This is a genomic window from Marinobacterium sp. xm-g-59 (genome assembly GCF_013283315.1).
Classification (GTDB): domain Bacteria; phylum Pseudomonadota; class Gammaproteobacteria; order Pseudomonadales; family Balneatricaceae; genus Marinobacterium_E.
The window spans coordinates 1-16021 of the sequence record NZ_WBYR01000009.1; the positions used below are offsets into that span (position 1 = coordinate 1).

The window sequence follows — 16021 nt, forward strand, 5'->3', positions numbered from 1 at the left end:
AAAAACATTACGCTAAATGAATTCACATATAGGTTGCTTGTCTTGTTAAGCTTTTGTGCTCAACCTCAACAAGCGCCCACACGCATTACCTGATTAATTGTTAAAGAGCGTGCCACCGATCTCTTGGCGGCTGCTTGAGTACTCGTCTCAAGCGAGGTGCGTATCTTACCGATATTAGACTTAGGGTCAACGTCTATTTTGGTTTTTTTTCACTTTTTTTAAAAAAAGATTAAAACTGATCATTAACTGTACAAAAGCCCCTATTTTTTGCTCATTTTTTACCCAAATTATCGCTAGTATTCAGGGATAAGCACTTTTGGACTCTTTATGTATCAGTTACCTCATTACTCCCACATTACTTCCTTTTCTAAAGTTGCCATCTTAACCAGTGGCGGAGATTCACCTGGAATGAATCCTGCTATTCGGGCATTGGTTAGAACGGCGACCTCTTTTGGTATTGAGGTGATCGGTATTCATCGTGGATATGCAGGATTGCTGAATGAGGAGTTCGAAACACTTAATTCCAAAAGTGTCAGTGGACTCTGTCATAGAGGGGGAACCTATCTAAAGAGTGCTCGCTGTCTTGAGTTTCATGAACCGGCCACACGACAACGCGCTTTCGATATTCTCTCGAAGCACGGCATCGAAGCATTAATTGTCATTGGGGGTGACGGCTCACTTTCAGGTGCCCATGCACTCTATCAAGAGTTCTCCATTCCCGTTATTGGTCTACCAGGCACCATTGATAATGATATCTATGGTACTGATGACAGTATTGGGTTTGATACCGCTGTAACGACCGCCGTCGAAGGCATCGATAAAATCAGTGATACTGCCTATTCACATGATCGTCACTTCTTAGTTGAGGTAATGGGGCGTAACTACGGCCTGCTTGCCTGTCATGTTGCCATTGCCGCCGGCGCGGAAATGGTCATTGTTCCCGAACACCAGTCTGATATTACCGATATCAGCCAACAGCTGGCACAGCGACGCAAAGAGGGCATTGGCTCCAGTGGCATTATTGTCGTCGCTGAAGCTGGAAAGAGTGGCTGGTCTAATCAACTCTCTGAAGAGATGAGACAGCTCGGTGAAGACCCTAGAGTCTGTGTCTTAGGTCATCTGCAGCGTGGTGGAAAGCCAACAGCGCATGACCGCCTGCTTGCTGCTACGCTGGGTAACTGCGCCATTCATACACTGCTTGAAGGGAAAACGGATGTGATGGTGGGGGTAACAAAAGGTGCAGTGAGCACCACACCCCTAGAAGCCGTCATTACCCAGAAGAAGGGGTTGCCCGTTGAAGTGATGGACCTCATCAACGAGCTACAACACTAAGAATCACTAGCCCCAGCGATCGGCCACAAAGGGGTTGGTGAGTCGCTCATCACCAAAGGTCGATTCAGGACCGTGCCCCGGTATAAAGCGGATATCATCGCCAAGAGGAAACAGCTTCTCTTTAATAGAGCTGATTAACGTTGCATGATCACCCTGTGGGAAGTCGGTACGACCAATCGAACCTTTAAACAGGACATCACCCACCTGAGCAATTTTTGCCTTACGATCAACAAACACCACATGCCCTGGGGTATGACCCGGACAGTGAATGACATCCAGTGTGATATTACCAACCATAACGGTGTCACCATCATTGAGCCACTGATCCGGCACAAAGCCCTGCACCTGCTGAAAACCAAACATCTGACTCTGCTGCTCTAACCCTTCGATCCAGAACAGATCAGCTTGCTGAGGACCAATGATCTTTACATCCATCGATTTTGCTAAGGTAGCTGATGCACCGGCATGATCAATATGGCCGTGAGTCAGCAGAATCTTCGTCAGCGTCACGCCCTCTTCTTCGATTGCAGCCATGATTTTTTGCAGATCACCACCTGGGTCCACAACGGCCGCCTCTTTAGTCTCTGGACACCAGAAGAGAGTGCAGTTCTGTTCAAAAGGTGTGACGGGAATGACACGATAAGCCATAGCTACCTCTGGGATCAGCGCGATGCTGTCATCAATGATTTTAATTTTTGATCTCGGTAATTCGCAGCACCGCTTGGTACCTTGCCACTACTGCCTTTTTCAAGCCAACGTTTGATGCGTTGCGCATCGGCTAGGTGGGTGCGTTTACCGTAGGAGTCCAATAGGACAATGCCTAGATTACGACCTTTGATGCGTGTTTTAAGAACTAAACATCGGCCTGCATCATCGGTATAACCGGTTTTACTGATCTGAATGGACCAACTCTTTTTATTAACCAAGGTATTGGTATTAAAAAACGCCATGGCCGTGCGTGGCCGTTTAAAGATCACATCACGTTTGGAAGAGGTCGTTACTTTGGAGAGAGTTGGATAGAGACTCACGGCCTCCAGCAGACGCATCAGATCACTTGCAGTAGAGACGTTCTTTTCAGAGAGCCCGGTAGGCTCCTGGAATCGAGTGTTGGTCATACTCAAGCCCTGTGCCGTCCAGTTCATATTATCGATGAACTGCTTAGCACCGCCAGGGTAAGCGTGAGCCAAAGTGGCCGCTGCGCGGTTTTCCGATGACATCAAAGCGATGTGTAGTACATCTGCTCGCGGAAGATTACTTCCAACACGAATGCGAGAGTGAACATTGCGCATCTCCGGTATCTGATTCACTTCAATCGTGATCCGCTCCTTCATCGGAAGGCGGCCATCTAAAGTTACTAATCCTGTCATCAACTTCGTCAGCGACGCGATCGGTTGAACGCGATCGGCGTTGCGCTCATAGAGCACCTCTTGCGTGTCCAGGTCTTTGATCATGACACTGACAGAGGCAAGGTCTAGTTTAGCGGGATCAGGAGCTGCCACAGCCGTCGCGCTAAAAAGAACAAAAAATAGGGTAAATATAGATCGCATGAACCAACAAATCCTAATATCTATTATTAGGATACCGAAGCTACTGCAAGATTTGTATGCCTTGATATACTATCTCGCAACACTCTATAGAAATGGATCCTAGCGTGAACTCAGCTAACCTTCTTAAACAGATCAGCGATGCCAAAGCCAAGCTGCGTAAATCAGAACAGAAAGTGGCTGATTACGTTCTAGCTCAGCCAAATGACATCATTCATATGCGTATTGTTGATCTGGCATCTGAAGCGATGGTCTCTGAGCCGACGGTGGTTCGTTTCTGTCGAGCGCTTCAATACGATGGGTTCCAAGATTTTAAGCTGACCTTAGCGCAAGCACTGGCCAGTAACTCAACCTTCGAACAGTTCTCAATGAACCATGACGACACCGTTCTAGAGTTTAAGCACAAGATCTTTGACTCAATGATGGGTAATCTGGTCGAAGCACGAGAGCAGTTAGATGACCGAGCGCTAGAGGAGGCCATTCAGGCGATCGCTTCAGCGCGTCGAGTGGAGTTCTATGGCCTGGGTGCATCTGCGCCGGTCTGTGCCGATGCACAACACAAACTCTACCGCCTTAAGATCTCTGCAGCCGCCTATTCAGATCCTCACATGCAGACCATCTCAGCCGTCACACTTGGCGAAGGGGATGTGGTGGTTGCCATCTCACAAACGGGTACCACCAAGGACCTTCTACACAGTGTTAAGCTTGTTAGAGATACTGGCGCAACCGTTATCACGCTCTGCCCAGCCAACACCCCACTAGCTGAACTGGCAACCATACCGATCTTTATCGACGTAGAAGAGGACAAAGACCTAAGTACTCTGATGTCATCTCGCGTGGTCCACCTTGTTGTCATCGACGTAATAGCTGTTGGAGTTGCGATGCGGTTGGGACCTAATGCCGTCGAGCATCTTAAGACGATCAAACGCAGTCTTAGAAGTCTTCGTCAAAACGATCGACGTATAAGGAGCCTACGAATAAGTCCATGACATCTCAGGCTTACAGTCAAATTCAGCATCAAGGCGTGTTTTCGAAGGCCTAGCGGGCTAAGACGAGAAAGCACAACACGGAGGATGAATTTGACTGTAAGCCCCGCAGGGCGAGACCTGAAACATTCATCTACAGCGTTGGATCGCTTACTAAGGACGATGGCCATTAGTTGCGCAATCCGCCTTGTATCTGAATGTTTCAGATCACGCTGAGAAATTATGGACTTGTTCGCAGGCTCCTTGTTGATGCGCCGACCTGACTAACGCATTTTACGTTTCACTTTTTCGTAACACTTTTTTACGACAATCGTCGCGGTTGCATTACTGAGACGCTTTCAGTAAAAAGATATTAGAACAGTGTAGCCATGAGCGATCCGTTCATGGACGTTTGCTTAGGAGGTTGACCTATGCTGATTCGTGAAGAAGAACTAGATCCAGTAAAAACTCAAATTTTTGATCTGCTTGTGGGCTTCGAAGAGGAGAAGACGCAGGAGGAGCAAAAGTGTCAATCACAGCGACTGCTTAATGCTCGCAGAGCCATAGAGCAGCGTCGCGAAGAGCAAGAGCTCTCGACCTATTTCAATGAAGAGAGTTGGTTCGACGAAAAATAGTCGCAACCGCTCGCAATAACAAGAGAGATCGAGGCAGAGCCTGTCAGAGATTAGATCTCTCTTTTACGCTTTTTCACCCAGTTCAATCATGCGGTGTACACCCGTTCTTGCCTCTCTTGGCGTCAATCCAAACTGCTTCTTATAACAACGCGAAAAATAGCTAGTGGATGTGAAACCCGCTTTTTTCGCAACCGTTTGGATCGGAAGACGAGTCGACTTCAACTGCTGACGTGCAAACTCAAGACGCAAACTCATGTAGTAGTTTGTCGGTGATGAGTTCAGGTGCTGTCTAAACAGTCGCTCCAACTGTCTGGTTGAGAGCCCAACTCGATCGGAGATCTGCTCACAACTTAGAACCGGTTGAATGTGCTCACGCATCAACTCCAGCGCTTGTGTCAGGCGAGGGTGACTGCCGTGTTGGCGAAGCTGCAGCTTCATACGCTGCTTATCATGAGCAGGACGGATGTTGGGGTGAATACAGTGCTCAGCGACTTGGTGGGCTAAAGATTCACCATGGCGAATCGTAATCAGCTGAAGAATCATATCCAAACCCGACAAACCACCAGAACAGGTCATCAGGTTGCCATCAATCTCATAAAGCTCTTCACTGACGTTAAGATCTGGGTAGAGCTCCGTCAGCTGATCACGCTCCTCCCAGTGGACCGTACAGGTTTTACCCTCTAACACACCGGCTTCAGCCAATAACAGAGAGCCCGTCGAGGTTGCACCTAAACTGATACCATTGCGAACCAAATTCTGTAGCCAATCGTTCAAGTAGGTTTCGGACTCTTGTTGAGCTCCGATACCGCCAACCACCAACATACGATCAATCGATTCTGTATCGTTCATGCGACGTGTCGGTTGGAAACGCATACCTGTCGAGCAGGTAACGGTCTGATCGGCTGGACCATAAAAGTGCCACTCATAAAGAGTTTGACCACTTAACTGGTTCGCAAGACGCAGCGGATCAATCGTCGCCGCAAAGGAGATGATCGAGAAACCGGGCATTAGGAAAAAGCCGAAGTGTTCTGGTTTCTGCTGCACAATTGACCTACAAGTAATAGAAGTTATTACCCTAGTCTACGCTAGTTGAGAAAAGATAGGTCACAAAAATGAAAATGGGGCCGGACTAGAAGCCCAACCCCACTCATAGTAGTGCTATGAATCAGTGCTTACGAGCCGTTCGCTCGGGGATTAATCCCTCTGGGGCATATCGTAATGCAATCAGAAGCACGATACCGACCGTCATCAGACGCATGTGAGCGGCACTGTCCATCAAGTGCAGACGTAGCCAGTGAGTTGGCTCCATGAAAGAGGTTAGGGTATCCACTAACCAAAGACCAATCGGCTCCGCTTCGATCCAGAAGAACCAGATGAAGAAACCGCCCAAGACTGCACCCCAGTTATTGCCCGAGCCACCAATGATCACCATGACCCAAATGAGGAAGGTGAAACGCAATGGCTGGTAACCAACCGGTGTAAACTGACCATCCAGAGTCGTTAGCATTGCACCAGCAAGGCCAATAACCGCTGAGCCAATCACAAAGATCGTCAGGTGACGTTTAACAACATCCTTACCCATTGCGGCAGCGGCCACTTCGTTGTCACGAATAGCGCGCATCATACGACCCCAAGGTGACTTAAGTGCCGTCTCAGATAAGTACATCAAGATCGCAATGACAACGATAAACAGCCCTGCGTAACATACTTTAACGAATAGAGACGAGGCCTCTGCCACTTCCATACCCCAGTCTGCAGCAAATTGCTGGAACCAAGTTGCCTGTTGTAGATCCACCTCATAAGGAACCGGACGAGGTAGACCGTTGACGTTTTTAACACCGCGTGTCAGCCACTCTTCATTCTTAATGAAGTAGAGAACGATCTCAGAAATACCCAGCGTTGCAATCGCTAGGTAGTCAGAGCGAAGCCCCAAAGCAACTTTACCAATGACGTAAGCCGCACCGGCCGCAAACACCATACCCACAGGCCAAGAGAGGATGATTGGCAGACCTAAGCCACCAAGATATCCAGTCACTGAGGGGTTAACCGCTTCGATTGCTTCAACGGAAGGTAGGAAGAATAGACGCATCAGGGCATAACCCACAGCTATGATGACAAACAGCATCCAATAGCCAGTCTTCTTACTCTTAGCCCCAAACTGTTTCCACGCCAGGATCGACACGAAAATGGTCGCAATTAGAATCAACAGGCCGACTAAAATGCCCTGACCACCCGCAGCACGCGCCTCTTCAACCGGTGGCATAGAGACCAGAACCGCGGCCAAACCACCCAGTGCTGCAAAGCCCATCACACCAACGTTAAAGAGACCAGCATAACCCCACTGCATGTTGACACCCAGTGACATGATGGCACTGATCAAACAGAGGTTAAGAATGGTAAAGGCGACAGACCACCCCTGACCCACACCGACGATGACAAGCAGAAGCGCCATCACCGAGTAGAGAATCGGAGTGCGATATTGATTAAAAAATGTCTGATTCATTACAAGGTCTTCCCACTAAAGATACCGGTAGGTCGCACAATCAGTACGATAACCAAGATGATGAATGAAACCGCAATCTTGTAATCGGTGCCCAACAACTGAACCAACGAATCAGGTTGGAAACTATCAGGCCCCAAGTAGGTCACGACTTTCTTGTAGGCGAAGGTGACAGCAATCTCCGAGAAAGCGATCACGTAACCACCCGCAATGGCACCCAACGGGTTACCAACCCCACCGACAATCGCTGCGGCAAAGATTGGTAGGAGCAGCTGCATAAAGCTGAATGGCTTAAAGCTCTTATCCAATCCATACAGAGTACCGGCAATGGTCGCTAGCGCACCCACAAGGATCCAGGTAATCATCACGACACGATCAGGGTTGATGCCCGACAGCAGTGCTAGGTTTTCGTTGTCTGAAAAAGCACGCATCGATTTGCCGGTACGTGTTTTGTTCAGGAACCAGAACATGGCTGCTACCACAAGAATCGCAGTAATAATGGTCACCGCCTGTGTCATCTTAAGAGCCAACCCTTCATCAAGACCCGTCGCACGTTTGAAATCACGCGCCGAGAAGATGAAACGAGTTCCGTCAAAGAAGATCTGATCACCAGGGCCGATAATGAATCGCACCAGACCACCGATAAAGAACATCAAACCGATTGAGACAATCAGGAAGATTACCGGACTCGCCTTGCGCTGGCGATGATATTTGTAAACGGTTTTATCAAGGATCAACGAGAGTGCGACAGCACCGGCAATACCCAAAGGTAGCGCCAGCAGGGCCGTTGGCAGCGGTGCAATAGAGACACCCAGCGCCTGTAAACCCCAGGTACCAAAGATGGTGATCATGGTACCAAAGGCCATCATTTCACCGTGTGCGAAGTTGGAGAAACGCAACACACCGTAGACCAGAGTGACACCAAGTGCACCGAGCGCCAACTGACTGCCGTAGGTCAGTGCAGGAACAAGAATAAAGTTCGCCAGAACAATTAGGGCATTAATAAAGTCAGTCATCGATTAACCCCCCAAGAACGAGCGACGAACATCAGGGTTAGCCAACAACGCTTCGCCTGTATCTGTGAATCGGTTAGAACCCTGTACCAACACGTAGCCTTTATCGGCAATCTCTAGCGCCTGTTTCGCATTCTGCTCAACCATCAAAATCGCTACACCTGTGCGAGCAATCTCTATGATTCGATCGAATAGCTCATCCATCACAATGGGTGACACACCGGCTGTTGGCTCATCCAGAAGCAGAACCTTAGGTTGCGTCATCATGGCACGACCCACCGCGACTTGCTGGCGCTGACCGCCTGAAAGCTCACCGGCTGGTTGGCGGCGCTTCTCTTTCAAAATGGGGAAGAGTTCATAAACCTGTTCAATCGAATCGGAGATATCGTCTTCACGAATGAAGGCGCCCATCTCAAGATTCTCTTCAACCGTCATCGAGGTGAATACATTGTGGGTTTGAGGCACAAACCCCATCCCTTTAACCACGCGTTCTTCAGGTTTGAGGTGGGTAATGTCTTCACCATCAAACATGACCTGACCTTCTCGCAACGGCAACATGCCAAAGGTAGCCTTCATTGCCGTCGACTTGCCAGCACCGTTAGGGCCAACGATAACCGCGATCTCACCTCGATCCACACCAATGGTGCACTCTTTGAGGATATCCGCAGCACCGTAGCCGCCGGTCATACTCTGACCTATTAAAAAACTCATGTACGCTTACCGCTTATGTTTCAAACCGGTACCGAGGTAAGCCTCGATCACCTGCTCATTGTTCTTAACTTCATCAACCGTACCCTCGGCTAAAACAGTACCTTCCGCCATACAGATAACCGGGTCACAAAGACGCGCTATGAAGTCCATATCATGCTCAATCAGGCAGAATGTGTAACCGCGCTCCTGATTCAGCTTTTTAATCGCATCGCCAATCTTGTAGAGCAGCGTACGGTTTACACCGGCACCGACCTCATCCAAGAAGACAATTTTAGGATCCACCATCATGGTGCGACCCAGTTCCAGAAGCTTCTTCTGGCCACCTGACAGGTTGCCAGCCAGTTCATCTGCAACGTGACCAATCTCTAGAAAATCGATCACCTCGTCCGCTTTCTCACGCACACGCTGCTCGTCAGCACGCACTAGATCTTTGCGGAACCAGGTATTCATTAAGCTTTCGCCAGCTTGATTAGGTGGTACCATCATCAAGTTTTCGCGAACCGTTAATGAAGAGAATTCGTGAGCCAACTGGAAGGTGCGCAATAGACCCTTACCAAACAGCTCATGTGGCTTAAGTCCGGTAATGTCTTCACCATCAAGGGTGATGCGACCTGAAGTGGGCGAGTGGTGGCCTGCGATCACGTTAAACAGCGTCGTTTTACCTGCACCGTTTGGACCGATTAGACCGGTAATTGAGCCCTTCTTAATGTGAAGGGACGCGTCATTCACGGCATGAACACCGCCAAAGCGCTTATGGAGATTTTCTACAACAATCATAATGCTCAAATGTAAAAACGGCTCGAGATTCAGTGAACCCCGAGCCTGTTTTATGCGCTATCGCTTAGCGGAAACGAACAGTTGTGTTCTGCTGGTCTTTAACCAGAATCTCACGGTAGCTACCTGCTGACTCACCGCCGCCGATCAACTCAACCGCAGTCGCACCAACGTAGTCAATCTGACCGCCGTTAGCTAGGATCTCAAGACCTTTCGCTAGCTCACCTGGGTAGATTTTCTCGCCTGGAGCGTTTGCGATTTCAAAGACGTGATCTTTAACGACTTTAGAATCTTTAGTGCCTGCTGCCTGCATCGCTAGAAGCGTCATAGCCGCTGCATCGTAAGAGTAGTCAGAGTATGGGCCAGGTGCCGCACCGGTAGCCGCAGTGAACATCTCTTTGTAAGAGTCTGATCCAGGGCTGTCAGTACCTGGAACCGTACCGATTGAACCGTTTAGATCCGGACCGATTGCAGCTGTTAGGCTGTCACCGATCATCGCATCAGGTAGGAAGAAGTGATCAAATGCACCCGCATCTAGAGATGACTGAATGATGCCTTTACCACCTTGGTCAAGGTAACCAGCAACCACTAGGATGTCACCACCTGCCTGAGCAAGAGCACCCACTTCCGCACCGTAATCGCCTTTGCCATCTTCGTGTGGAGTGTTGATAGTCACTTTACCGCCAGCCGCTTCGAAGTTTGACTGAATGCTGTCCGCTAGGCCTTTACCGTAATCGTTGTTGGTGTAAGTCATTGCGATCGACTTGTAACCTTTCTCCTGAAGCATTTCAGCAATTACTTGACCCTGACGAGCATCAGATGGTGATGCACGGAAGAAGTAACCGTTATCTTCAAGAGTTGAAAGCGCTGGTGAAGTCGCTGAAGGAGAGAACAGAAGAACACCGTTTGGCATCGCTACGTTCTGTAGGATTGAGATCGTTGCACCAGAACAAAGAGCACCCACAATCGCATCCACTTTCTCAGCTGAGATTAGACGCTCAGCGGCTGCAGCGGCAGCAGAAGCATCAACACAGGTTGAGTCAGCACGAACTGGAGTAACCTTAGCACCACCAAGAAGCTTGCCGCTATCAGCAACTTCTTTCATAGCCATCTCTGCACCTGCAGCCATATCAGCAGCAAGTGATTCAGCAGGACCTGTAAAGCCTAGAGCAACACCAAGACGAACTTCGCTTGGCATGTGGCTGCCAGCTTGCGCCGCACCCGCGATCATTGAAGCTGCAGCTACAGCCAATGCTAATTTTTTCATTCTCTTCTCCTTATAATGAAACATCACACCACTTTATCGATTAAGTAGTAGCGATCAGTGTCTGCAGTTTTTCAACTGGCAACGCATTAACATTATCGAATGTTGACCATTCAGACAACAGATTTCAGTTACGTATTGGTCAGACCATCTGATCAATTGATGGTTAATCAATTATAGAACAGACCTGATGGGTGATTTTGCCTATTTATTGAACAGAAACTGGAAAATATTCTTTTTATTCATATTATAAAAATCAATTTTCCTAGAAATTAGAGAAATTTAGGTGATTTGCTAACCATCAAAGACTTGGCCATGCTCTTTAACAGCCTCCATACAGACAAAGGTAGAGGTACTAGAGACATAGGGTAGCTCTGAAATAGTTTCACCCAGAACCTCTCGATAGCTCGCGATATCGCGTGTACGCACTTTAAGGATGTAATCAAAGTCTGCAGCCATCATATGGCACTCCTCTATTTCAGACACAGCGCCAACTGCATCATTAAATGAAGCAAGAGCAGCAGCCCTGGTGTCACTGAGCTTAACCTGCACAAAGGCAATATGATTAGTATCGAGCAGTCCGTAATCCATGATTACGGTATAGCCACGTATCACTCCATTGCTTTCTAGCCGCTTCATTCGAATTTGGCAGGGGGTTTTAGATAATCCCACTCTATCAGCCAACTCAGTGACCGTTATCCGCCCGTTTTGCTCTAAGGTTTTTAATATCGCCAAATCATAATTATCTAAAGACACATTAGTCATATCGCCTACCAATAAAATTATTTAACTATTAGTTATCTAAATTAAAGCGAATAATAAGTTTTAAAGTCTATATATACCTATAAAAATAGACAGAAGCCCTATAAGTCTAAATCTATAATTGCATTATCAATTTAGAGGGGCTAAACATGAACGCTCAAAACACACACATCCAGATACCCTATTGCGACCAATCAGAATTAGATCAACTGCAACAGCTCATCGAGAAAGAGCAACTTCTGCAGTGGGTCACGCCTGACCTCCAGACAGTGGCGAGCAACCTAGTCACTGCGATTCGTAACAATTTTAAGCCGTCTATCCTTGAGCAATTCCTTCGTGCTTATCCTTTAGACACGCAAGAGGGACTATCGTTGATGACTTTGGCTGAGGCCTACCAACGCGTACCGGACAAACAGACGGCTAACGAACTGATTATTGATAAGCTCGCTAACCGCGACTGGTCCGTTAAAACGGCGCAAACCAGTGCACTTGTTCGCGGCGCCAGCATGGGACTGCAACTGGGCAGCGCTAGCCTCAAGATGAAACCCCTTCGCAGCGCAATACTCGCCGCGATGCGAATCGGAGTGGGTGCAGGTATGCGGCTGATGGGTCGTGCCTTCGTCCTAGGTGAAAGCATTAAAAGCGCCCAAGAGCGCGCCGGCAAACTTGAGTTCCAAGGTTACACTTTCTCTTACGATATGCTGGGTGAGGCGGCTTATACTCAGGCCGACGCCGATCGCTATTTCAATTCATACCGCAACGCCCTGCTAGCACTGATCGAGCAGTCGAAATCAACCCAGATCGAAAAGAATCCAGGCATCTCAGTAAAGTTGTCGGCGCTGCATCCGCGTTACGAGCTATTCAATGAGGACGAGGCAGTTACCCAATTAAGTGAGCGCATGCTGTCACTCTGCTCACTTGCTAAGGAGCACAATATTGGCCTCAATATTGATGCTGAAGAGTGCGCACGCCTTGAGATATCGCTCGATATCATTCGCAACCTGATTGAAGCGCCTGAGCTTTCCGGTTGGGATGGTCTGGGTATTGTTGTGCAAGCTTACAACCGCAAAGCTTATTCGGTACTGGATCAACTCTACGCTTGGGCAGATCAGAGCAATCGCAAACTGATGGTGCGTTTGGTTAAAGGTGCCTACTGGGATACCGAAATCAAACTTGCGCAGGAGCAAGGGCTGGACCATTTCCCGGTGTTCACCGCAAAGCATCACACCGATGTCAGCTACCTCGCCTGTGCGCGCAAACTGGTGCGTTACGGCGACCGCATCTACCCACAATTTGCTACTCACAATGCCCAGACAGCAGCCTGTGTACTCAACTGGGCCAAAGAGGCCGGCATTGCATTCGAAATGCAACGTCTTCATGGCATGGGAGAGGCGCTGCATCAAGAGCTCTTGGAGAAGCACCAGACAGGTTGTCGTATCTATGCGCCCGTTGGAACGCATAAAGATCTACTCGCCTACCTCGTGCGTCGTCTGCTTGAAAATGGAGCCAACTCCTCATTTGTTAGCCAGCTTGCTGACGAGGCTATCCCGCCACAGCAGGTCGTTGCGAGTCCGGTGCATCAGAAACTCATCGAGCAAGCGGTAACACCCGGCAGCGCAATATTCACTGATAGGAGTAACTCTCGCGGTTTTGACCTTGGCGAACAGGCAGAAGTCGATGCGCTTTTAGCAAGCCGCTCACTCTTTATGCAGACAATTTGGGGCGAGACAGGTGACGTCCCTGTTGTAGAGCCTTACTCGCAAGAGCTATTGGGGCACTATCAAACGACTGATCTGAGCTCAGTCGATCAGCTGTTCAATCAGGCCAAGGTTGCCCAAACGGCTTGGGCAGACAAGCCACTCAAAGGAAAACTCTTGCGACAGATCGCAGATCTTTATGAACGCGACACTCCTGAGTTACTCGCTCTACTGGCCAGAGAAGCAGGAAAGACTCTTGCTGATGCAATCAATGAAATTCGTGAAGCGGTCGACTTTCTGCGTTATTACGCCGATGAGAGCGACGGACTTGATCAACAAACTGAGGCACGAGGTGTGGCTGTCTGCATCTCACCTTGGAACTTCCCGCTGGCGATCTTTACCGGTCAAATTGCGGCTTCTGTTGGTGCCGGCAATGCGGTGTTGGCTAAACCGGCCGAACAGACCAGTTTAGTCGCTCGCAAAGCGATAGAACTCTGGAAAGAAGCGGGCATGCCAACTGACCTAGTACAACTTGTGTTCGGCACAGGCGCACAACAGGGTAATGCACTGGTCTCACACCCAGACGTGAACGCAGTGATCTTTACCGGCTCGACAGCCACAGCGAAACGTATTGAGAAGGCACTTGCGCATAACGCTGCGCCAGATACTCTGCTGGTCGCTGAAACTGGCGGCCTGAATGCGATGATTGCCGATGCATCTGCGCTACCAGAACAAGTGGTTAAAGCGGTTATGGCATCAGCCTTCCAGAGCGCCGGCCAGCGCTGTTCAGCGCTGCGTATGCTCTACGTCCAGCGAGAGGTTTACCCGCAGATCCTCGAGATGATCACCGGCGCCATGGCGCTGTTAAAGGTGGGCGATCCAAGCGAACTGAAGTGCGATGTGGGTCCTGTTATTGATGCTACAGCTGCGCAAGCGTTGAATACTTATATTGAAGAACAACGCTCAAGAATTGTGTATCAAACTAAAACTCAAGAGCTCGACGGTCATTTTGTTACACCAACCTTGCTTGAAGTTGATGGTATCCATGATTTGGACTTCGAGCGCTTTGGCCCGATTTTACATATTGCTCCATACAATGCGGATCAACTTGATGATGTGGTCAACGATATTAACGCGCGTGGATATGGCCTAACCTTCGCAATGCATTCACGCATACAGAACAGAACTGAGCGGCTCTGTGCTGAACTCAACGTGGGGAACTGCTACATCAACCGCAACCAGATTGGGGCTATAGTCGAGTCTCAGCCTTTTGGCGGGGAAGGTATGTCAGGGACCGGACCTAAAGCGGGTGGGCCAAACTATCTCGTCAATCTAACACAACCGGAGACAATTGAGAGTCAGTATCAACCTAACCCCTTAGACCTGCTATCAGCAGAACAGGTGCAATCAGCATGGCAGACTCTGCGATCTCAATTTAAACCTCTTGCTCGTGAACTTCTAACACAATGCCCTAGTGTTACGGGTGAAGATAATCAGCTATTCACATCAGCTAGAGGTTATTGGTTAGTCGCTGGCGACGAGCAAGCTTGGCAGCAAGCCATTGCAAGTGCATCAACCGGCAACCCAACGCTACTGCTAACCAAAAAGATTCCTGACAGTGACATCATGAAAGATCTACCCATTATCTGTTTGGCCGGCGATCTGGATCCAGGACTGTTAACTGAGCTTGCAGACTTGGCAGGCGTATCTGTTAGCGCTCACGAAGCGTTATGTAAGCAGATTCGTATTACTCTCAGTCAAAGGGAGGGGGCGATCATTCCACTTCTCAAGTCTAAAGGGCACTCGGTTTACCACCGTAAAGAGCAACATATTTGCGAAGACACCACCGCTTCAGGGGGAAATGCAGCACTGCTAATGAGTTAATAGTATCGTTAACTCAAGACAGGCAAGGGGGTGATTTGCTATAACTCTTCAGTAGATTATCCCCTAGGTATCAAAGCCCATCATGCAACCATCAACCATCGGTATTCTGTTCTGTTTAGCGTCCATGTTGTCGTTTGCTATTCAGGACATCATCACTAAACACCTGCTAGTAGGGGGTTTGCCCCTAAGTCAGTTGTTACTGGTGCGATACCTGTTTTTTACCCTGTTTGCCGTCATGCTTGCCGGAGGGTTGCGGCAATCTGTTGTGGGACTTAAATCGGCACAGCCGATGCTGCAGCTGGGTCGTGCGGCGCTGTCGATTACCGAGATAATCTTTATTAACCTGTCATTCACGCTGATGTTGGTGGCAAAGGTACACGCGATCGTCGCGCTTTTTCCCCTGATTACGTTGGTTATGGCGCGATTTATCCTGAAAGAGGAACTGACGAGAAGAAGGGTGATAGCGGTTTTGATCGGTCTTACCGGTGCGATGATTATCATTCAGCCGAGCAGTGCCGGTATCTCGATCGAGTTACTGATGCCGCTGAGTGGCGCCATTGCATTAGCCAGTTTCTCGATTCTAACCAAATACCTGAGTGGCAGAGATGGATTCAAAACACACACCCTCTACATGGGGCTAGTAGGTTTGGTGCTGGCGCTGCCATTTGGCCTGTTTCAGTGGATTCAGCCATCGACAGAGCAGAGTGCACTGCTAATCGCATTAGCCATTATGAATATTGGCTCCCAGCTTTTTTACATTAAAGCGATGGACTATGCAGATGCGAGCACCCTGCAGCCGTTTAACTACACGCTGCTACTCTTTGCCACTCTGGCTGCATTAATTCTACTGGGCGAGGTACCCACACTGATGACGCTACTTGGCGGCGCCATCATCGTTGTGGGTGGTTTGATTGCCATGGGGCGGTTAGCCCCAAGGTAG

At 48.9% G+C, this 16021-nt stretch carries 14 protein-coding genes; 5 read left to right on the plus strand and 9 right to left on the minus strand.

Annotation, left to right across the window (positions count from 1 at the left end):
• The first annotated feature begins 327 nt into the window (after positions 1-327).
• Positions 328-1332: a 6-phosphofructokinase gene (gene pfkA, locus XMG59_RS09490; RefSeq protein WP_173498598.1), complete on the plus strand. Its 1005-nt coding sequence runs from the start codon at positions 328-330 to the stop codon at positions 1330-1332.
• Positions 1333-1338: 6 nt separating this feature from the next.
• Here pfkA and XMG59_RS09495 read toward each other — a convergent pair whose 3' ends face one another.
• Together XMG59_RS09495 and pbpG are read right to left on the minus strand one after the other, a co-directional pair.
• Positions 1339-1980 (minus strand): MBL fold metallo-hydrolase, encoded by a 642-nt coding sequence (locus XMG59_RS09495; protein WP_173489260.1) that lies wholly within the window; start codon positions 1978-1980, stop codon positions 1339-1341.
• A gap of 14 nt (positions 1981-1994) precedes the next feature.
• On the minus strand, positions 1995-2879 hold the full coding sequence (gene pbpG, locus XMG59_RS09500; RefSeq protein ID WP_173498599.1) for a D-alanyl-D-alanine endopeptidase: 885 nt from the start codon (positions 2877-2879) through the stop codon (positions 1995-1997).
• A 104-nt stretch (positions 2880-2983) separates the two neighbouring features.
• On the opposite strand from pbpG, the gene XMG59_RS09505 reads away from it, so the two are divergent.
• Together XMG59_RS09505 and XMG59_RS09510 are read left to right on the plus strand one after the other, a co-directional pair.
• A complete protein-coding gene (locus tag XMG59_RS09505; RefSeq protein WP_173498600.1) occupies positions 2984-3865 on the plus strand; it encodes an SIS domain-containing protein in 882 nt (293 codons plus the stop codon).
• 407 nt (positions 3866-4272) lie between these two features.
• Positions 4273-4476, plus strand: coding sequence for a PA3496 family putative envelope integrity protein (locus XMG59_RS09510; RefSeq protein ID WP_173482139.1), 204 nt, complete (start codon positions 4273-4275; stop codon positions 4474-4476).
• A gap of 63 nt (positions 4477-4539) precedes the next feature.
• Here XMG59_RS09510 and XMG59_RS09515 read toward each other — a convergent pair whose 3' ends face one another.
• The 7 genes from XMG59_RS09515 to XMG59_RS09545 all read right to left on the minus strand — a co-directional run bounded on the left by XMG59_RS09515 (position 4540) and on the right by XMG59_RS09545 (position 11503).
• Positions 4540-5520 carry a GlxA family transcriptional regulator gene (locus XMG59_RS09515; RefSeq protein WP_371743487.1) on the minus strand — a complete coding sequence of 327 codons (981 nt, stop codon included), beginning with the start codon at positions 5518-5520 and terminating at the stop codon, positions 4540-4542.
• A gap of 121 nt (positions 5521-5641) precedes the next feature.
• Positions 5642-6979 (minus strand): branched-chain amino acid ABC transporter permease, encoded by a 1338-nt coding sequence (locus tag XMG59_RS09520; RefSeq protein ID WP_173482140.1) that lies wholly within the window; start codon positions 6977-6979, stop codon positions 5642-5644.
• A complete protein-coding gene (locus tag XMG59_RS09525; RefSeq protein ID WP_173498601.1) occupies positions 6979-7992 on the minus strand; it encodes a branched-chain amino acid ABC transporter permease in 1014 nt (337 codons plus the stop codon). Before XMG59_RS09525 ends, XMG59_RS09520 begins: the two co-directional genes overlap by 1 nt.
• Before the next feature lie 3 nt (positions 7993-7995).
• Positions 7996-8700 carry an ABC transporter ATP-binding protein gene (locus XMG59_RS09530; RefSeq protein ID WP_173482142.1) on the minus strand — a complete coding sequence of 235 codons (705 nt, stop codon included), beginning with the start codon at positions 8698-8700 and terminating at the stop codon, positions 7996-7998.
• Positions 8701-8706: 6 nt separating this feature from the next.
• On the minus strand, positions 8707-9477 hold the full coding sequence (locus XMG59_RS09535) for an ABC transporter ATP-binding protein (protein ID WP_173482143.1): 771 nt from the start codon (positions 9475-9477) through the stop codon (positions 8707-8709).
• A gap of 64 nt (positions 9478-9541) precedes the next feature.
• Positions 9542-10741, minus strand: coding sequence for an ABC transporter substrate-binding protein (locus XMG59_RS09540; protein WP_173498602.1), 1200 nt, complete (start codon positions 10739-10741; stop codon positions 9542-9544).
• A gap of 291 nt (positions 10742-11032) precedes the next feature.
• The gene (locus XMG59_RS09545; protein WP_173482145.1) at positions 11033-11503 is read right to left on the minus strand and encodes an Lrp/AsnC ligand binding domain-containing protein; all 471 of its coding nucleotides are present in this window, start codon (positions 11501-11503) and stop codon (positions 11033-11035) included.
• 146 nt (positions 11504-11649) lie between these two features.
• Here XMG59_RS09545 and putA point away from each other — a divergent pair, with 146 nt between their 5' ends.
• On the plus strand, positions 11650-15081 hold the full coding sequence (gene putA / locus XMG59_RS09550; RefSeq protein WP_173494531.1) for a bifunctional proline dehydrogenase/L-glutamate gamma-semialdehyde dehydrogenase PutA: 3432 nt from the start codon (positions 11650-11652) through the stop codon (positions 15079-15081).
• Positions 15082-15163: 82 nt separating this feature from the next.
• Positions 15164-16021, plus strand: a complete 858-nt coding sequence (locus tag XMG59_RS09555) for a DMT family transporter (protein ID WP_173483705.1) — start codon at positions 15164-15166, stop codon at positions 16019-16021.